Source organism: Paenibacillus sp. NPDC056722, from assembly GCF_042790635.1.
Lineage (GTDB): Bacteria > Bacillota > Bacilli > Paenibacillales > Paenibacillaceae > Paenibacillus_AQ > Paenibacillus_AQ agri.
In genome coordinates, this window is record NZ_JBHTYV010000003.1 from 61731 (window position 1) to 80153 (window position 18423).

An 18423-nucleotide genomic window follows, 5' to 3' on the forward strand; every position below is an offset into this window, starting at 1 on the left:
ACACGCCAACTCAACAGCCGCCTAAAACCCAAGCAAGTTTCTTCAATGATATCCTTCCTGAATGTGAATTTTAAAAGTTCATTCTATTTGGCACACATGCTCAAGAGCCGTCTGCAGATCAGCAATCAGATCATCCGTATCTTCAATGCCAACGGACAGGCGAATCAGGTTGTCGTAAATCCCGATTTGCTCCCTAGTCTCTTCGGGAATTGAAGCATGAGTCATAACGGCCGGGACTTCGATCAGGCTTTCGACACCGCCCAGGCTTTCCGCCAAGGTGAACAGTTGAGTCTGTTTAACGACTGTGGCTGTTTCCTTCGCTCCTCCTTTGACAAAAAAGGTCACCATTCCGCCGTAGCCCCGCATTTGTCCTTTAGCCGTCTCATGATACGGACTTGCCTTCAGTCCGGGATAAATCACCTTCTCGACCTTCGGATGACGCTCCAGAAATTCAGCAATGGCAAGGGCATTGCGGCAATGAGCCTCCATCCGCACGGATAGGGTCTTAATGCCTCTAAGCAGCAGAAAAGCATCAAATGGCGGGAGCGGGGAACCGGTAGCATTTTGCAAAAAACCAATCCGTTTCGCTACTTCATCATTCTGTTTCGTCACAACGATCCCTGCGATCACATCAGAATGCCCGTTCAAATATTTGGTTGCGGAATGTACAACAATGTCAAAGCCCAGCTGCAGCGGCTGCTGAAGATAGGGGGAGGCAAACGTATTGTCGCACACGCTGATCAGTTTATGCTTGGCGGCAATGGCCGCAATTTTGCGCAAATCCACTATTTTCAGCAAGGGGTTCGTTGGTGTCTCCACCCAGATTAATCTGGTATTGCTGCGAATGTGAGCCTCCACGGTCTCCGGCTCTGATAAATCAATGTAGGAAATGTCCAGCTCTAGTGCATCCTTTTTCACCTTGTCTAGCAGGCGGAAGGTACCTCCATACAGGTCATCGGTCACAATCAGATGGGAGCCGCGCGGAAGGGTATCGAGGATCGCTGCTTCAGCGGCGAGTCCCGAAGCGAAGGCGAAACCAATCTCCCCTTCCTCCAGTGCAGCCACACATTTTTCCAATGCGGTTCTTGTGGGATTGCCACTTCTGGAGTAGTCATAGCCTTTATGCTGTCCGGGTGCTTCTTGAGCGAAAGTGGACGTCGCATAGATTGGGGTAATTACCGCTCCGGTCGTAGGATCAGGCGCCTGCCCCGCATGGATCGCTCTCGTGGAAAATCCGTAATCGCTCATCTTGGATACCTCTCCTCTGTCCCTCAAGATAATTTGCGGCGCATATAATGAATGTAATCACTTTTAGTGATGACGCCATAAAACTCCCCTTCTTTCAAAACAATTACAAGCAGCCCTCTCTTCAAAAGAGATATCACCTGAGCCAGACTGTCTTTAACCGAGACGGAGGCAACATCAGTAGACATATACTGCCGGACCTTATCTTTGAGGGCGTGTTCTTGACGACTTTCGGTAGCGGTTAGAATATCCCATTCATCAATAATGCCCACAACTTCCCCTTCCTGTAGCACCGGTATCTGCGAAATCTCATACAGACTCATCTTGGCATGGGCATTCAAAAGCGTATCCTCCGGCCCTACTGTAATCACACTGCGTTCCGAATGTTGGCGGGTGACGATATCTGCAATGCTACCATGCTGCTTCTTCGGTATCAGCCCCCGGTCAATCATCCAGAAATCATTGAACATCTTGGTAAGATACTTGTTTCCGCTGTCACAAACGAATGTAACGATATTCTTAGGCTCACGCTGTTCCCTGGCATATTTTACAGCAGCGCTGATCAGCGTCCCTGTTGAGGAACCGCCCAGTATACCTTCATGGCGCAGCAGAGTGCGGGCAGCCGCAAAACTTTCCTGATCAGTGACGCTGTAGGCCTTGCTGATTAGCGACTGATCGAACTGTGGGGGGACGAAATCCTCACCAATGCCCTCCACGAGCCAACTTCCGGGAGAAGACAGCGGATTGCCCTCTACAACGTCGACGAGGATGGATCCCGCCGGATCGGCAAGCACAATTTCTAGTTCCGGCTTCACCTTGCGAAAATAGTTAGTCAGCCCCTTCAGCGTACCTGCTGAACCGACACCCACAACGATAGCATCCACCTCCTGCCCCGTCTGTTGCCAAATCTCCGGCCCGGTCGTGAGTTCATGGGCTAGGGGATTGGCCGGGTTATTGAATTGATTCACAAAATAACTCCCCGGCGTCTCCTGCGCGATCCGCTGTGCATAATCCTGATAGTATTCAGGATGTCCCTTCTCCACATCAGACCGGGTGAGAATGATCTCCACTCCTAGTGCCCGCAGATGGTTTACTTTCTCTGTACTCATCTTGTCGGGGATGACCAGAATCAATTGGTAACCCTTCGTTATCGCTGCGAGCGCCAGACCCAGCCCTGTATTGCCAGCCGTGGCTTCCACCAGAGTATCTCCAGGCTTAATCAGCCCCTGCTGCTCCGCATGATTGATCATTGCCAGGCCGATCCGGTCCTTAATCGATCCCCCCGGGTTTTGATTCTCCAGCTTGAGGAACAATCTCGAGGGCCCCACATCAAAACAGTGCACTTCAATCAACGGGGTATTGCCGATCAGGTCAATGGCAGTCGGTATGTTCTGCATCCTTCATCCATCCTTCACGGTTAATAATCATATAGAAATAGTATGCTTTCAGGTGATAAAGGTGCTTCAGACGATACCTCTCATAATCGAAGCAATTTAAAAGGATGATCGGTTCAAGCTCAATACTACGTATATCGCACGGCATGGTGGACTGGTTCAGAGCCTGACAACTGCTGCTTCCGCGCAAAAAAATAACCGCCGCCCTAGTGGGCAACGGTATATTTGCAATCATGGTCGGAGCACAGAAACTGTGCAGCTGCCTATTACATTTCCTCGAAGGTCATTTGAGTGTCCAGCTTACTGAACAACAGTTGTGTCTCCTCTTCCAGAGTATCCGGACTCTCGAAGCTGGATGGTTCCGGCAATTCCTTCAGACTGGCCAGCCCAAAGCTGTCCAAGAAGGACTTTGTCGTGCCATACAGAATGGGCCGGCCCACGGCCTCAGCCCGTCCGACCTCATGAATAAGATCCTTGTTATTCAATGTATGAATCGCCCGTTCCGACTTCACGCCGCGGATCTCTTCAATCTCCACACGAGTGATCGGCTGACGATAAGCCACAATCGCCAGCGTCTCCAGCGCTGCCTGGGACAAGGATGCACGGGACGGCGAGTAGGCCAGCCGCTCGAAGTAAGGCGCATGAGCAGGCAGTGTGGCCAGACGGTAATTCCCGGCGATCTGCACGACCTGAAGGCCGCGTTCCTGTGTGCTGTAATCATCCTTCAGCTCATCTAGCGCTCGTGATGTCAGATCCGGACGCTGCTCCGTAATCTCGGCAATTTGCCGCACAGACAAACCTTCATCCCCGGACAGAAAGAGCAGGCCCTCAATAACTGATTTCAGTTCCTTGTAGTTCATCTAATTGTTCCCCTCCTCTCCACTCCATCACGATGTCTTCGAACAATTTTTCTTGGTAGCAATAGATCGCCTTCATCTTCATTAACTCCAGAATCGCCAGAAATGTCACCACGATCTCATGTCGTGCCATCTCGTCGTCCAGCAGAGCCGAGAAGCGCAGCTTATGGCCACGGCCACCCCGCCGCAGTGCATCAGACACATCCCGTATCCGATCCTTCACTGAAATCTCATCCCTTGTGATCCGTTGATAGGAAGATCGTCTGGCAGCTTTACTGAGCGCCTTGCGGAACGCCGCGATCAGGTCAGCGGTATGTAATCCCTTAAGCGGATGATCCTGCTGGGTCGGAACGAAAGGCCCCAGATCTTCCGGCTCCTTGGTGAAAATCAGGCTCCGCTCGCTTTCCATATCCATCAATTGGACCGCAATACTCTTGAACTTGCGGTATTCCACCAGCCGCTGTACGAGTTCGGCACGTGGATCAAGATCATCGTCCTCGTAGTACTCAAAGTCATCGATCTCGATGACCGGAGGCTTCGGCAGCAGCAGCTTGCTTTTAATAGACAACAAGGTCGCTGCCATAACGAGAAATTCGCTGGTAATGTCCAGTTCAAGCTCCTGCATGGTCTGCAGGTATTCCATGTACTGTTCGGTGATCTCGCTGACCGGAATGTCCTGGATGTCGATTTCCGCCTTATCAATCAAATGCAAGAGCAGATCCAGCGGACCTTCAAACGTTTCCAGCTTGTACAATACAGTCACGAGGCTTCCTCCCGCCAAAAAAAAGTAAAGTGCAGCGCCGCAGGGACGCTACACAAGTAGAAAGATTCATATCATTCATGCTTTCTTCTTATACATATAAATAAGCACGATTTTAGTAGATTCGTCAATAGGTGTTATTTAAGCAGTTTGTTCAGATTCGCCATTTCAATAGCCGCCGTTGCAGCATCCCAGCCCTTGTTGCCCGCTTTCGTTCCGGAGCGTTCAATGGCCTGCTCGATATTTTCGGTCGTTACTACACCGAAGATGGTTGGTACGCCTGTCTTGAGGTTGATCGCCGCCACACCCTTGGCCACTTCATTGCACACATAATCGTAATGCGTTGTGGAGCCGCGAATTACTGTACCCAACGTGATCACTGCATCATATTTTCCGCTTTCGGCCATTTTTTGGGCAATCAGTGGAATTTCGAATACCCCAGGAACCCAGGCAACATCCACTTCGTCATCAGCCACGCCATGGCGCTTGAAAGCATCCAGCGCACCGGACAGCAGCTTGCTGGTAATGAATTCATTAAAACGTCCTACAACGACTCCATATCTTAACCCTTCGGATACTAAATGTCCCTCAAAATAATTCGGCATATTGTTCATCAACCCTTCATTATATAGTTATTTTAAATTTAGTTATTTGAAATTTGGTAATTATTTTGGCAATTTTATTAATGAAGATGCTACTCCCCAATTAACGGCATTTTTGCACCTTATTTTCCTCGTTCTATGCCATTCCAGGAATTTAAGGGTATTTTTGTATGTTATTTTCGGTAAATGCACCAAAATAGGGAAAGTTCGGAGGAATTAACATACAAAATTGCCGTTATTCTCAATTAAGATGGTTTTACGTGCCATTTAAGGTACATAAATGCTCTTATTTCAACTTGGGAGGTGGTGCCCATCATCCCTTTTCGCCTTTGTTTTTCCATTCATTCTTGCTTCTTTCGGACTAGCCGAGTTTCTTTCGTTCAATAGTGTTTATTTCATTGATTCTTGTTTCTTTGTTTCAGTCTTGCTTTTTCATTAAGTCTTGCTTTTTCATTAAGTCTTGCTTCGTTCGTCTATTTATCAACGGTTTAAGCTTTAGTGGTCTCGTTCTGTTCAATGTCGTCAAAAGAAAGCAGATGTCCAAGTTTAGCCTGCTTCGTGTGCAGGTAGTTTGTATTATCCTCATTCTCCGGCATCTGAATCGGCACACGCTCCACAATCTCCAGGCCATACCCCTCCAGCCCCTTAATCTTGCGCGGGTTGTTGGTGAGCAGCTTGATGCGTTGTAAACCGAGATCCTTCAGAATCTGGGCGCCGATGCCATAATCCCGCAGGTCTGCCGGAAAGCCGAGCTTCAGGTTGGCGTCAACGGTGTCGAGTCCTTCTTCCTGCAGCTTGTAGGCCTTCAGCTTATTGATCAGCCCAATGCCCCGGCCTTCCTGGCGCATGTAGAGCAGGACTCCTCTGCCGGCAGCATCAATCTGACGCAATGCAGCTTCGAATTGCGGACCGCAATCGCAGCGGTGGGAATGGAAGACATCCCCCGTCAAACATTCGGAATGGACACGCACCAACACCGGCTCGTCACCGGAGATATCACCCTTGACCAGTGCAATATGCTCCTTATCATCGACTACATTGGAGTAGGCAATCGTCTGGAATTCACCGAAATCGGTTGGCATGCGCACCGCTACCTCGCGGGTAACGAGCTTCTCCTTCTCATTCCGGTAGTGAATAAGATCCTTGATGCTGATCAGTCTCAGATCATGCTTGCGGGCAATCTCAATGAGATCCGGCAGACGAGCCATAGTCCCGTCTTCCTTAATAATCTCGCAGATCACTCCAGCCGGATACGCACCGCTCATCTGGGCCAGATCTACAGCGGCCTCCGTGTGTCCAGAGCGACGCAGCACACCACCTTTTTTGGCTATCAGCGGGAACATATGACCCGGTCTGCGGAAATCGGATGGCTTCGCCTCAGGGTCCATAATTGCTTTAACTGTCATGGAGCGCTCCGCTGCGGAAATGCCAGTAGTCGTATCTTTATGGTCGATCGAGACCGTAAAGGCCGTACCGTGGAAATCCGTATTTTGACTGACCATCGGCTTCAAATCCAGCTCTTCCGCCCGTTCCGCCGTTATCGGCAGGCAGACCAGTCCGCGTCCCTCGGTAATCATGAAATTGATCACTTCAGGGGTTGCGCGTTCCGCCAGGGCGATGAAGTCCCCTTCATTTTCACGGTCCTCATCATCCACAACAATGACCACCTTGCCGCGCATCAAATCATAAATCGCAGATTCTATGGAATCCAGGACTACATCCTGCTTCGATTGTTCGCTCATGATTCTATCCTCCTCATCGTTTACAGAAGCTTCATTGCTCTGCATCACGTCATTGTGTAATAATCACGTCTTCGTTCCGCAATTACGTAATTTTGTCTCAAATAAATCCGTTGGCTGCCAGGAAATCGTGACTTATGCCGGAGCTGATATCCTCTGCTTCCTCTTCTCGTCCCGCAGATCCGTAACGCAACAGATGGTCCACATACTTGCCGAGCACATCACATTCGATGTTCACGCTATCTCCCGCCCGTTTATGCCCAAGCACCGTCTCGCCCAAGGTGTGCGGGATAACCGACACAGTGAATGATGATGTTCCTGTCGTGACTACTGTCAGACTGATGCCATCAATCGTGATAGAGCCCTTTGGAATGATGTATTTGTACAGCGACTTGCGGTCTGCTGCGATCTCAAACACTACTGCATTCTGGTCCCGCTTGATGCTTTTAAAGGTGCCCGTACCATCTACATGCCCCTGTACGATATGACCGCCAAATCGACCACCGGCTGCCATCGCCCGTTCCAGGTTGACCTTGCTGCCGATTCGCAGCTCCTTCAAATTGCTGTTCCGGAAAGTCTGTGGCATCACATCAGCTGTAAAATAATGATCCCCCAGCGTGGTTGCTGTAAGGCAGACCCCGTTAACCGCGATACTGTCACCAATCTTCAGGTCATCCATAATCACGGAGGCCCCGATGTTCAGCACCATCATTTCACCACCAGTGGAGATGCCGCGCAGAACACCGACTTCCTCGATTAAACCTGTGAACATCACTATCCCTCCTCAGGCGTTAGCGTACCGGAGTACCGCTGATACAGACATTATCCCCGAGCACTTCTACTTCCAATCCCTCTAGCGTAATGGCTTCAGCCATCTTCTCCACACCCGGGAAAACGAAGGTGCCTTTGGCTTCTGCACCACCGCCCACAATCTTAGGAGCGAAGAACAGCACTACCCGATCTACCAAACCACTCTCCAGCATCGCACCGTTCAGGGTTCCGCCACCCTCCAGCAGAATGGAACCAATCTCCATCTCGCCAAGAGCCACCATAGCTGCTGATAGATCCACTCGCGGCCCTGTGCCACAAACCACAATCTGCACACCCGCTGCTTGCAGCACAGCCTTCTTCGCCGCGTCAGCCGAGCCTGTAGTCACGATAATTGTTGGGGCCAGCCCGTCGCTCACTACTGCAGCATCCAGTGGAATTCGCAAAGCCGAGTCAATAATGATCCGCACTGGATTGAAGCCAGGAACCGCCATACGCGTCGTGAGCGATGGATTATCAGCGATCACCGTATTGACCCCGACCATAATACCCTGGTGCCGATGACGCATGGTGTGTACGATTTCCCGTGCAGCCTCGCCGGAGATCCATTTGCTGTCGCCTGTTTTTGTAGCCAGGTTGCCGTCCAGCGTGCTGGCACTCTTCAGCGTGACGAAGGGTTGTTTGGTCAAAATATACTTGATAAACTTCTCATTCAACCGAAGTGCCCGCTCGCGCAGCAATCCCACTTCTACTTCAATGCCATGATCACGCAGCATTTGAACACCTCGTCCTGCCACCTGCGGGTTAGGGTCTTCACAAGCCACTACCACCCGTGCCACGCCTTCGTCAATAAGACGCTGACTGCAAGGTGGCGTAATGCCATAGTGACTGCAAGGCTCCAGGGTAACGTAAGCAGTGCTTCCCGCCGCTTTTCCGGCCGCCATATTCAGTGCATGCACCTCAGCGTGGCCTGTCCCGCGTTGCAGATGCGTGCCCAGTCCGATCATGGCCCCGTCCTTCACCACAACACAGCCTACAACAGGGTTGATTCCAGTCTGTCCTTGAGCGCGTTCTGCCATGTCCAGGGCAAGCGACATGTAAAACTCGTCGTTCATAATATCCATTTCTCTGTCCTCCGATCTGTAAGTTGCACTTCTTGTATGCAGCATCTGCTGCTTCATAACTAAAAAACCCACCTCAGACTCCAGGAGGAGACTAGATGGGTTGTTGAGAGTTAGTTTACTGAGAGCTTCAATAAAACTGTGCGCAAATAACCGTTATATAAACAACGGAATTGTGAAATAACGCACATGATATTAATGTACACTTCAGTACGCCTGCCCGTTAACGGACAAACGCCAATCTCTCCTTCTTCCATCCAGACTATACTGTCGGTCCCGGAATTGCACCGGGTCCACCGTCCGCGTTGTTGCGCGGTCCGGGTAGCGGACTAAGCACTGCAAGACTAACTTGCAGCAACATCACCGCCGGTAGGGAATTTCACCCTGCCCTGAAGGATTGATACCTTATTCATTTTGAAGTATCAAGCTGTTGCTTACAACAAAATTAACACTTACCCCTGCAAAATGCAAGTATAAATTGTACATTAGCTTATTTTTCGTAACTTCACAACTTTTTGATCCTCATATAGAAAAAACACCCGGCAAATGCCGGATGTCAGACACAAAACTTGTCCCCTTTACTTAACGATTGTCAGGACCCTTCTGAAGCATTTCGACCACCTTATCTACCTGAGCCTCAACGGCAATAGGGTCATAAGGCCAGAAGAAGTCCGGATCGAGAAAGAAAACACGGTTATTCTTCACGGCATCCAGTGATTTCCACACTGGATTGTCAGGATCAAACTTTGCGTCCCCAGAGACATCAAAGAAAATATAGTCACCAGCGTACTCCGGCATTTTTTCCAGTGAAATGTCCATGGCATCCCTGTCCTTGTCGATCATATCCTTCTTCACGGATGCTGGGGGCGTCAGACCGAGCTGCTGATAAATGGCTTGTCCACCTCTGTTGACTCCATCGCCATAGACATAATACTCCTTCCCGAACGCCCCCAGAATGGAATACGTTTGGTCAGGCTTCACAATATCTTTGATGGCTTCACGAGCCTTCCCCACCTTCCCGTCAAACTGGGTTAGCCACTCCTCTGCTTCTTTTTCCTTGCCCAGGATCTTGCCGAAGGCAGTCATTTCAGTATGTACATTGTCAAAGGTACCGTATGGAAAAACAACTGTCGGTGCAATTTTACTGTACTGCTCATTGAGCTTCTGATCCCCGCCTACGGTGACGATCAGATCGGGCTGCAAGGCTAATATTTTCTCAACCGACTCGCCGGTAATCTGTCCGATATCGTCAATGCCTGATACCATATCCGGCTTCAAATGAGGACTTTCTAACTCCCAGTAAGGCGCACCGACAGGTTTCACCCCGAACACCAGGAAGTTAGCAAGATAACCTTGTGTCACGATCTTCTGGGGGTGGGCAGGAATTTCAACATCACCGTTTATGGTGTTGATAATCTGAGTGTCCCCCTGTCCTTCAGCAACTGCGGATGTGGACTCCTCCACTGCCTTGGTACTGTCAGATGGTGGCGTGTTCGCCGCCGTCTCCTGGGTCTGGACGGTGTTCCCTCCGCACCCTGCGAGCAACAGAGCCAGAATCACGACGCCCACAATCAGGCGAAAGCTTATTAAGCGTTGGCGCATATGACCTCTCCTTTTTTCGATAATGATTATCTTTCTCAATAACTTCTTAATCATCTTATTCATTCTCCGCTATTTCGTCCATTTCGCAATGTGACCAATTGTCCATGGACAATTGTCACTCTCTGGTGAGCCAGTCCACTTGGATTTGTAATTGTCTCTCCAATGCCAAGCCGTCACTGCACCAGAACTCTTCCAGCGCCAACGGATAAATTCTGCGCCTGCTCCCTCTAGTTGCTATCTCCCAAGCAGGGTACTCCTCAAGCAAATTCTCGGCAGTATAGCCTCCGCTTAAACCATCCACAACGACAAACATGTGATCGGCCGTATAATCGGGCAAATCTTCGAGGATAATCTCCAGATGTTCCCCAGGCTTCAGAACCTCCTGCCTGATCCGCTCCGGCGGTGTTAATTGCAGAGCACTGTACAGATTATAGGTACCTCTGCTCGTAACATTCCAGATCCACACCCTATCTTCACCACGCAGTTCATACAGACCAACAGTCTCACCACTCTCAATCAAACCTGATAAACGCCCTTTACCTGCTTCAACCTGTTCATGGTAACGCCCGATCCACTGCTCCGCCTCCTCTTCTCTGCCAATGATACGCCCTACAAGACGTAGCTCTTCCAGCCGATCGAGCTTATCCCAAGGCAAAGTCATCACAGGCCCAATCTGCTCGTACCTCTCCAGCCTGCCACGGGAGTGAAAGATATACTGCGGTGCAAGAACCAGATCAATATTCAGCTCATGCAACCGTCCCCACTCCTCGCCATTTTCCAGGTTCAATGTGCCGACGAGTTCATCCCTAAGCAGCTGCGACGTCTCCCATGGCACTTGACTGGCTGCCACAGGCTTTACTCCCAGTGCGAGCAGATGTCCGGTGAACTGGATCGCAGCGATCCGCTGCGGCTTCGGTGCAGCACGGAACGCATTTGGAGAGAGGCCTACGGTCTGCTTGAACTTGCGGCTGAGGTAGAGACCGTCAGAATAGCCAATCCGCTGAGAGATATCGTTCAAGGTCAAGGCTTCAGTGCATAAATATTCCTTAGCTTTATTAATCCGAACCTTGGTTACATGCTCAGTGAAGCTTCTACCGATATATTTCTGAAACAGCCGGGAAAAGGTGCCTTCGTGAAATCCGGCCATCTGCGCCATAGACGCACGAGTAAGCGGAGTATGAAAATGCTCATTGATGTACCGCACAGCTTCCTGCATCGTCTCTCCAGTGGAAAAATCACGCCGTATCTCAATCCGTTGCAGCACTTGCCGGAGTAATTCTCCAAGCACCCAGTCTTTTTCCGCTTGCTCCATGCGGTTCGCTGGATTCATCAGTTTCTGAAATAACTGCCAGCCCTTTGGAGACAACTGATCAGCCACATAACCCACTTCCGGAAGCTTGTCATGGCTGCGCATGTACACCAAGGTTTCTTCCGTATGTTCTACCAGACGATAACACTCAAAGGAAATCACTTTCAGCACCTTGGATTCCTTGTTCTCTCTGCGAATCACCGCAGAAATATTCTCTCGCAATAGCAGTACGCTGCCCTTGTGAAGCTCAAAGCTCTGTGCCTCAAAAGAAATGACGGCTTCACACTCACTAACCAGCAGCAGAGGTAACTTCGTCCTAATTTCCATCCATGACCGCTCAAACTCCCACTCCCAGATTTCTGCTTTCCTCATGACATCCATGCTTGAATTCCTTTCCAGAAAACTCGTATTTAAAAAAACAAGCACCGAGGAGTTTACCCTCGGCGCTTGTCCTATGTAAGTGCAACTTACACACCACGTTCCTGCCGCTTCAGCAAGTCGCGAATTTCCGTGAGCAGTGCCACCTCGGGAGCCGGTTCCGGGGTCTCGGCAACCTCCGCCTTAACTGCTTCCTTCTTCTTGAACTTGCTGGCCAGCTTGATTGCCATAAAGATCGAGAATGCAATAATGAAGAAATCCACCACGGTCTGCAGAAACACTCCGTATTTCAAAACAGCATTCCCATAGGTAAAGGTCAGGTCGCTTAAGTTGATACCACCAATTATCAATCCGATAATAGGCATAATGATGTCTTCCACCAAGGAGGAGACAATCTTCCCGAACGCTGCACCGATAATGACCGCGACCGCAAGATCGAGCACATTTCCTTTCAGGGCAAAGCTTTTAAATTCTTTCCACATTTCTAAACCCTCCCCAAAGCTTGGAATTTTAAAACATTATAGCATCACTTTTACCGACACTTCAAAGAATTTTCAGAAACTGTCGGCTTACTGCTGTAAATCTTGTGGCAGAACAAACTTCTATATCTGACTGAAAATGAGAATAATTGCATAATCCTCTTCCAACACCTCCCGGAAATCAGCTATGATGAAACCATAATAGATTTTCTTTCTAGAAAAAAACTTCGTCTTAAGGAGCTGCCTATGAGCTATTCCTCTTTCTTTGGACGCAGCCGCGATGCCGACTTCTCCATGTTTTCAGCCTCACATTGGATCGCTCTGGCATCGGTGCTCGTTGTTTGCCTGCTGCTGTTCGGATGCAGATTTGCTCTGCGCACCCGGAGACGGCTGCGTTTGTCCGTTCGTCTGCTGCTTGCCGTTATTCTGCTCTCCTCGGAGGCTGGGCTTCAGTGGTGGTATATCTCGCAGGGAATCTGGAAAACGGACTCCTCGCTGCCTCTGGAGCTATGTGGGCTTACTGTGCTGTTGTCAGCCATCATGCTGCTTACCCGCAGCCGGATACTATACGCCTTTCTTTATTTTGCCGGAATCGGCGGCGCGTCAATTGCTCTGCTGACACCTAACCTGGTATATCCTTTTCCGCACTTCCGTTTCCTATTATTCTTCATCTCACATGGGGCTATCATTCTCGCCTCTTTGTATATGACCTGGGTTGAGGGGTTCAAGCCAAGCTGGAAATCCCTTGCCTTCACGATGCTCAGCCTGAATCTTACCGCTGCCTGCGTTTGGGTTGCTAATTCTATGCTGGGTTCCAACTACATGTTCCTTATGCGAAAGCCAAGCACGTATTCCGTTCTGGATTACTTTGGGCCGTATCCCTATTATCTGCTGGTGGAAGAACTCTTCGCGTTCGTTGTGTTTCTGTGTATGTACTTAGCGTTCTTTTGGCTGCCGGAGCGAGTAAGGTCCCGCAACCAACGTATGAATCGTCTTCCCTACTGAGTCGTGTCAGGAAGGCTGGGAAGTCAGTCCATCGAGCATATGACGCAAGGTGGTTAGCGGATGGCTCCAGATCATACGCGGACCGGCGTAGCGCATGACAGTCTTGATCTCGCTGCGACGGTCCGGCTTATAGCAGTGCACCGGGCAGCGCCCGCAGGTGGTCTTATTTTCACCAAAACAGCAGTGTTCAAGCCGCTTCCATGCGTAGGCCAGAAGCTCTCCGCATTCCACGCATACTCCTTGTTCCTCCACCTTTGCCTTGATATGACCGGTTCCCAAATGTCCATGTCCTTTGCAGTATTTTACAATCATGATCCTTACTGTAGTTTTTTCCCTGCTAATTCTGGGCCCAATATTAAGCGTCCGGGCTTGTCTTTTACTTGTCGTCGGTTCTGTAGACATGCCACACATTCCTCCGTCACTTTTCCATAAGTTTACAATGAGAAGCCGCACTGTTCAATACTATCTCTAGAGAAAAGATACATTTATGCGCAAAAAAGCCTGATCCACGGTGGATCAGGCTTAACGCTTCAGGCGGCTGCTGAACGCAGGCCTAAATTCACAAATATATTACGCTTCGATAATTTCTACGGAAGTCATTTTGTCGCGACCTTTGAAAGTATCTACAAGATCCATACCTTCAACAACTTTACCAAATACGGTGTGTACGCCGTCCAGGTGTGGTTGTGGAGCGTAGCAGATGTAGAACTGGCTTCCGCCGGTGTTCTTGCCAGCATGCGCCATAGCAAGTGTACCGCGCTCGTGCTTGTTAGGGTTGATCTCACAGTTGATAGTGTAGCCAGGGCCGCCTGTGCCTGTACCGTTCGGACAGCCGCCTTGTGCTACGAAACCAGGGATAACACGGTGGAATACCAGACCGTTGTAGAAACCGTCGTTTGCCAGCTTTTCAAAGTTGGCTACAGTGTTCGGAGCATCTTGATCGAACAGATCGATCAGGACTACACCGCCGTTTTCAAGAGTAATTTTCGCTTGCTTTGCCATATGTAAATGACCCCTTTCAAAATTCCAAATGGTAAACACTTTTCTTAGTTTACTATGAAATCACGCACAAAGCAAAACAAGCGGAGACTAGCCCGCCTGTTCTGCAATGCATGTTATTCCTCTTGCTGCGAACTCTTCTGTTACTTCGCAACCGCCTGTTTGGCAATACGTTCAGGCACAACATCATTAACAATAATGTCCTGGTAGCTCTCACGGCGTACGACCAGATCACTCTGACCATTTTGCACGAAGACCATAGCGGGACGACGAATCCGGTTGTAGTTGCTGGCCATGGAATAGTTGTATGCACCAGTGGAAGCTACAGCCAGCAGATCACCGCTCTCAGCCTTAGGCAGTTCAACATCCCAGATGAGCATATCGCCACTCTCGCAGCATTTACCAGCAATGGAGACCTTCTCTGTCGCCGGATCATTAGCGCGGTTAGCGAGCATTGCCTCATACTTGGATTGATACAGAGCAGGACGAGGGTTATCAGTCATACCACCGTCAACTGCAAGGTACTTGCGAACGCCTGGAATATCCTTCTCCGTACCCACGGTGTACAAAGTAGTACCCGCTTCAGCCACGATACTGCGGCCTGGTTCTGCCCAGATCTCTGGCAGAGAGCTGTAGATTCCGGTAAAGTAAGTTTTCACCGCATCGGTGATGGCTTTTACATATTCGGATACTTGCAGTGGTGTGTCCCCTTCGACATAGCGAATACCAAAACCGCCACCCAGATTCACAACCTTGAATTCGACATCCAGTCCTTCTTTGACGGTGCGGGCAAAGTCTGCTACACGCTCAACAGCAAGCTGGAAGCCTTCGGTCTCGAAAATTTGTGAGCCGATATGTGAATGCACACCCAGCAGATTCAGGTTGGCCTTGTCGTTTGTAACTTTAACAGCTTCATAAGCTGCACCATTGCCGATGTCAAAACCGAACTTGGAGTCGGTCTGACCGGTAGCGGTGTATTCATGGGTATGCGCTTCAACACCTGGAGTCACGCGCAGCAGAACGTTAACGGTAACTTCCTTGCGTGCTGCAATAGCTTGCAGGAGATTCAATTCAACGAGATTGTCAGCGACGAAGCAGCCGATCTTGGCATCAATTGCCATTTCGATTTCTTCAGCCGTCTTGTTGTTGCCATGGAAGTGAATACGCTCTGCAGGGAATCCTGCTTGCAACGCTGTGTAAAGCTCACCATCCGATACCACGTCAAGAGACATGCCTTCTTCGTCAGCCAAGCGCACCATAGCCATGATGGACAAAGCCTTGCTCGCATAAGCTACCTGAAAACCAAGTCCAGATGCCTTGTAAGCCTCCATATATTCGCGGCAGCGGCGACGGACTAGCTGCTCGTCCATTATATATAGCGGTGTTCCATACTCCGCTTTCAAATCCGTTACATCACATCCACCAATCTCCAAATGACCCGCATCGTTAATCCGGCTCGTCCCGTGTAAAAACATTCTCAGTCCTCCAGTTTCTATGGAATACGCATTCCATCTGTCTATTGTATGCTCAGGGTCCCCGCAACGTCCCTGCTCTTAAGCTTCGGACAAAAATCCACATTGTGGGGGCTGGTTAGTATATTCAGTATACCAGACAGAAGGAACTACATAGAATGGACTAATTTGCAGTTGATTTGTATTATCCTTATGTTTGTTGTTCGTTGTCCTGTACAGGCGGCATTCTTGTATTATCCCTGGTTTTATTGAAAGAAGGCCTCGTTTTCGAATTCAGAACAGGTTGACGAAGCAGAATTTCCCCCATAGCCTTTGCATTAAAAGGTATAAAAGGCCACAAATATGGAGAGTTGTACGACCGGTGTATTGTCAACAACACAATTAGAAGTGTAGTCCCAATCATAAAGCCAGGCACCTGAAATGCAGCCACCGCGAGCAGGAGTACAAGCCTGATAATCCGGTTCGCAAGTCCAAGCTCGTAGCTCGGTGTAGCGAACATCCCGATGGAAGCAACCGCCATATATAGCACTACCTCGTTAACGAATAGCCCTGTCTTCACCGCAATGTCGCCAACCAGAATAGCAGCGATCAAGCCCATCGCCGAGCCTAAAGGTGTCGGTGTGTGTACCGCTGCCATCCGCAGCAAATCTACCCCAAGCTCCACAATCAGAAACTGGGCCAGCAAGGGAATCTTGGCCACTTTTTGTGGCCCAATAAAGTCCAACATAGGCGGTTTCAGCTCGGGATGGATAACCAGCAGCAACCACAACGGCAACAGAAACATCGAAGCGAAAATTCCAAGGAAGCGGACCCACCGCAAGTAACTGCCCATAAAAGGGGTTTGACGGTTCTCCTCGGCATGCTGGCAAAGATCGAAGAAGGTCGTTGGGAGCACCATTACACTGGGAGAGGTATCCACAAAAACGACCACCCGCCCCTCCAGTAAATGGGAGGATACATTATCCGGCCTCTCCGAATAGCGGACCAACGGATAGGGGTTCCAGCCTCCGTCTACGATCGCCTCTTCCAGCTGCTTATCGGCAAGAGGGATACCATCAATATCCACACTTGTGATTTTATCCGTAACTGACTTCACTAACGCCTTGTCTACGATGTCGTCGATGTAAGCCACACAGACATCGGTTCGCGTCCGGCGGCCGACCTGATGCATCTCGAATTTCAGACCGGGATCACGCAGCCTCCGTCTGACTAGTGCAATATTGCTAAGCAGAGTCTCTGTAAATCCGTCTCGCGCACCACGCACCACCCGCTCAATGGAAGGCTCTTCCGGATTTCGGCTGGGGTAGCTCCGGGTATCCATCACGATGACCTGGGTCTCTCCCTCAATGAACAGTGCGCTCATGCCTGACAATACCTTATTGATAGTTTCGCTAAGCAGTTCTCCCTTCTCCACTTGTATGTGAGGAATATAGAGGTCCATGAAACTCACCAGCACATCCGTCGACAAATGTTCAGGCGTGAGATAGGTCAACCGCTTCAGGATTTCATCCAATATGTTATCTTTGGCAAATCCACTGATACAGAACAGGGCAGCATTAGCGCCCCCAAACTTCATCTCCCTGAAAACAATATCAAAGGAAGACCCCAGTCCTATAACCTCTGTCAGTGTATCCTTAATACTTTCTAGCGAATCCGGGATATCATCCTTCCCCTGCCAGTAAACCACAGACTCCTCCAGGGAATCAGACCGTTCGTTCTGGCGTTTTAATTGCAGCGGATCCTGCTCTTTACCTCGATCCTGACCTTTAGTCTGAGCTTGATCCTGACCCTTAGCCTGAGCTTGATCCGTACTTTTCCCTTTCTTGCCAGAAGCACCTTCTTGAGTCTGTGGACCCTGCCTACCCTGCCCGTTTCCAACCGTATCTACTTTCTGCTGTTGATCGTTCCGGGCTGATTTTTGGTGCGAATTGTTAGCTGCTTGTTGTTGGTCTTTCACTTGCTGCTCTTGGCCTTGGCCTTGCACTTGCTGCTCTTGGCCTTGCTCTTGCTGCCCTTGTTGCGCTTTACTTTGCTTGCCTTGACCCTTCTGTACCTGACCACTCGAAGCGGCGGCTTGTTGTTGTCCTTGCGAATCTTGCGACTGTCCGCCGCTTCCGTCATCTCCGCCTTGGTCGTCTTGATCGGAATCCTCTTCATCATCTGCGAAGAATCCGAAAAGTCTTGCGAACAGCCCTTTGCCCCCGTTCTCCTGGTCCTGCTCCTGATCTCCTAGCTCACCGGAGACCTCTACATCCTGTGAGCTTCCTGCGCTGTTACTGCCACTACTGTCATCACTGTCATTACTGTCATTACTGTCATTACTGCTATTACTCTCATTATTGCTATTACTGCCACTACTGCTATTTGGATTAGCGTCTACCTCTTGTTCCTCATTTTGTTCAGAGGAGGACCCAGGCTCTGCCGTCTTTGAATCCTTCCTGGATGTCTGGGAATCCGTCTGCTGCTTAGTCTCCGAAGAATTTTGGGAGCCAGAGTCACCTAAGTCACTACCTGCAGTCTGGCCTTGCTCACCGCCGCCGTTGTTCCCGTTAATCCATGCCGGATTCACTCGGGAAGCCTCCGCCTCGGCGCTTGTCTTGCTGGAGGCTAAGCCTGATTCCATGGCAAACTCCACTTCTGTATGCCTGTTTCCAGTTCCACCGCTAGCAGCACTACTAGTGGTACCAGAGGTA

The 18423-nt window shown here is 49.9% G+C and carries 16 protein-coding genes and 1 riboswitch; of the genes, 1 reads left to right on the forward strand and 15 read right to left on the reverse strand.

The window, feature by feature from the left end; genetic code table 11:
- Nucleotides 1-78: 78 nt before the first annotated feature.
- The 11 genes from ACFRAM_RS08850 to mscL all read right to left on the reverse strand — a co-directional run bounded on the left by ACFRAM_RS08850 (nt 79) and on the right by mscL (nt 12257).
- Nucleotides 79-1248: a cystathionine gamma-synthase gene (locus ACFRAM_RS08850; RefSeq protein ID WP_379465585.1), complete on the reverse strand. Its 1170-nt coding sequence runs from the start codon at nt 1246-1248 to the stop codon at nt 79-81.
- Between the two features lie 23 nt (nt 1249-1271).
- Nucleotides 1272-2642: a pyridoxal-phosphate dependent enzyme gene (locus ACFRAM_RS08855; protein ID WP_379465586.1), complete on the reverse strand. Its 1371-nt coding sequence runs from the start codon at nt 2640-2642 to the stop codon at nt 1272-1274.
- Nucleotides 2643-2905: 263 nt separating this feature from the next.
- Nucleotides 2906-3499: an SMC-Scp complex subunit ScpB gene (gene scpB, locus ACFRAM_RS08860; RefSeq protein WP_379465587.1), complete on the reverse strand. Its 594-nt coding sequence runs from the start codon at nt 3497-3499 to the stop codon at nt 2906-2908.
- A complete protein-coding gene (locus tag ACFRAM_RS08865) occupies nt 3468-4259 on the reverse strand; it encodes a segregation and condensation protein A (RefSeq protein WP_175373740.1) in 792 nt (263 codons plus the stop codon). Before ACFRAM_RS08865 ends, scpB begins: the two co-directional genes overlap by 32 nt.
- A gap of 134 nt (nt 4260-4393) precedes the next feature.
- Nucleotides 4394-4861 carry a 6,7-dimethyl-8-ribityllumazine synthase gene (ribH, locus tag ACFRAM_RS08870; protein ID WP_066365462.1) on the reverse strand — a complete coding sequence of 156 codons (468 nt, stop codon included), beginning with the start codon at nt 4859-4861 and terminating at the stop codon, nt 4394-4396.
- Nucleotides 4862-5346: 485 nt separating this feature from the next.
- On the reverse strand, nt 5347-6600 hold the full coding sequence (locus ACFRAM_RS08875; protein ID WP_175373741.1) for a bifunctional 3,4-dihydroxy-2-butanone-4-phosphate synthase/GTP cyclohydrolase II: 1254 nt from the start codon (nt 6598-6600) through the stop codon (nt 5347-5349).
- Nucleotides 6601-6697: 97 nt separating this feature from the next.
- The gene (locus tag ACFRAM_RS08880) at nt 6698-7369 is read right to left on the reverse strand and encodes a riboflavin synthase (protein ID WP_379465588.1); all 672 of its coding nucleotides are present in this window, start codon (nt 7367-7369) and stop codon (nt 6698-6700) included.
- Between the two features lie 19 nt (nt 7370-7388).
- Nucleotides 7389-8489, reverse strand: coding sequence for a bifunctional diaminohydroxyphosphoribosylaminopyrimidine deaminase/5-amino-6-(5-phosphoribosylamino)uracil reductase RibD (gene ribD, locus ACFRAM_RS08885; RefSeq protein WP_379465931.1), 1101 nt, complete (start codon nt 8487-8489; stop codon nt 7389-7391).
- Nucleotides 8490-8727: 238 nt separating this feature from the next.
- Nucleotides 8728-8887: riboswitch (FMN riboswitch) on the reverse strand.
- A gap of 181 nt (nt 8888-9068) precedes the next feature.
- Nucleotides 9069-10088, reverse strand: a complete 1020-nt coding sequence (locus tag ACFRAM_RS08890) for an ABC transporter substrate-binding protein (RefSeq protein ID WP_379465589.1) — start codon at nt 10086-10088, stop codon at nt 9069-9071.
- Between the two features lie 115 nt (nt 10089-10203).
- Nucleotides 10204-11778 (reverse strand): helix-turn-helix domain-containing protein, encoded by a 1575-nt coding sequence (locus tag ACFRAM_RS08895; protein WP_379465590.1) that lies wholly within the window; start codon nt 11776-11778, stop codon nt 10204-10206.
- An 86-nt stretch (nt 11779-11864) separates the two neighbouring features.
- The gene (mscL, locus tag ACFRAM_RS08900) at nt 11865-12257 is read right to left on the reverse strand and encodes a large conductance mechanosensitive channel protein MscL (RefSeq protein ID WP_379465591.1); all 393 of its coding nucleotides are present in this window, start codon (nt 12255-12257) and stop codon (nt 11865-11867) included.
- A gap of 243 nt (nt 12258-12500) precedes the next feature.
- Here mscL and ACFRAM_RS08905 point away from each other — a divergent pair, with 243 nt between their 5' ends.
- Nucleotides 12501-13259 (forward strand): YwaF family protein, encoded by a 759-nt coding sequence (locus ACFRAM_RS08905; protein ID WP_175373746.1) that lies wholly within the window; start codon nt 12501-12503, stop codon nt 13257-13259.
- A 6-nt stretch (nt 13260-13265) separates the two neighbouring features.
- Here ACFRAM_RS08905 and ACFRAM_RS08910 read toward each other — a convergent pair whose 3' ends face one another.
- From ACFRAM_RS08910 to ACFRAM_RS08925, 4 genes are all read right to left on the reverse strand, one after another.
- Nucleotides 13266-13661 carry a nitrous oxide-stimulated promoter family protein gene (locus tag ACFRAM_RS08910; RefSeq protein WP_379465592.1) on the reverse strand — a complete coding sequence of 132 codons (396 nt, stop codon included), beginning with the start codon at nt 13659-13661 and terminating at the stop codon, nt 13266-13268.
- Between the two features lie 168 nt (nt 13662-13829).
- Nucleotides 13830-14261, reverse strand: a complete 432-nt coding sequence (locus tag ACFRAM_RS08915) for a peptidylprolyl isomerase (RefSeq protein WP_379205516.1) — start codon at nt 14259-14261, stop codon at nt 13830-13832.
- A 140-nt stretch (nt 14262-14401) separates the two neighbouring features.
- A complete protein-coding gene (gene lysA, locus ACFRAM_RS08920) occupies nt 14402-15733 on the reverse strand; it encodes a diaminopimelate decarboxylase (RefSeq protein ID WP_379465593.1) in 1332 nt (443 codons plus the stop codon).
- 187 nt (nt 15734-15920) lie between these two features.
- Nucleotides 15921-17687 carry a spore germination protein gene (locus ACFRAM_RS08925; protein ID WP_379465932.1) on the reverse strand — a complete coding sequence of 589 codons (1767 nt, stop codon included), beginning with the start codon at nt 17685-17687 and terminating at the stop codon, nt 15921-15923.
- Nucleotides 17688-18423: the final 736 nt, after the last annotated feature.

Coding starts and splice junctions, on each gene's coding strand:
- ACFRAM_RS08850 (WP_379465585.1), bottom strand. CDS start 1,248: ATGAGCGATTACGGATTTTCCACGAGAGCGATCCATGCGGGGCAGGCG.
- ACFRAM_RS08855 (WP_379465586.1), bottom strand. CDS start 2,642: ATGCAGAACATACCGACTGCCATTGACCTGATCGGCAATACCCCGTTG.
- scpB (WP_379465587.1), bottom strand. CDS start 3,499: ATGAACTACAAGGAACTGAAATCAGTTATTGAGGGCCTGCTCTTTCTG.
- ribH (WP_066365462.1), bottom strand. CDS start 4,861: ATGCCGAATTATTTTGAGGGACATTTAGTATCCGAAGGGTTAAGATAT.
- ACFRAM_RS08875 (WP_175373741.1), bottom strand. CDS start 6,600: ATGAGCGAACAATCGAAGCAGGATGTAGTCCTGGATTCCATAGAATCT.
- ACFRAM_RS08880 (WP_379465588.1), bottom strand. CDS start 7,369: ATGTTCACAGGTTTAATCGAGGAAGTCGGTGTTCTGCGCGGCATCTCC.
- ribD (WP_379465931.1), bottom strand. CDS start 8,489: ATGGATATTATGAACGACGAGTTTTACATGTCGCTTGCCCTGGACATG.
- ACFRAM_RS08890 (WP_379465589.1), bottom strand. CDS start 10,088: ATGCGCCAACGCTTAATAAGCTTTCGCCTGATTGTGGGCGTCGTGATT.
- ACFRAM_RS08895 (WP_379465590.1), bottom strand. CDS start 11,778: ATGGATGTCATGAGGAAAGCAGAAATCTGGGAGTGGGAGTTTGAGCGG.
- mscL (WP_379465591.1), bottom strand. CDS start 12,257: ATGTGGAAAGAATTTAAAAGCTTTGCCCTGAAAGGAAATGTGCTCGAT.
- ACFRAM_RS08905 (WP_175373746.1), top strand. CDS start 12,501: ATGAGCTATTCCTCTTTCTTTGGACGCAGCCGCGATGCCGACTTCTCC.
- ACFRAM_RS08910 (WP_379465592.1), bottom strand. CDS start 13,661: ATGTCTACAGAACCGACGACAAGTAAAAGACAAGCCCGGACGCTTAAT.
- ACFRAM_RS08915 (WP_379205516.1), bottom strand. CDS start 14,261: ATGGCAAAGCAAGCGAAAATTACTCTTGAAAACGGCGGTGTAGTCCTG.
- lysA (WP_379465593.1), bottom strand. CDS start 15,733: ATGTTTTTACACGGGACGAGCCGGATTAACGATGCGGGTCATTTGGAG.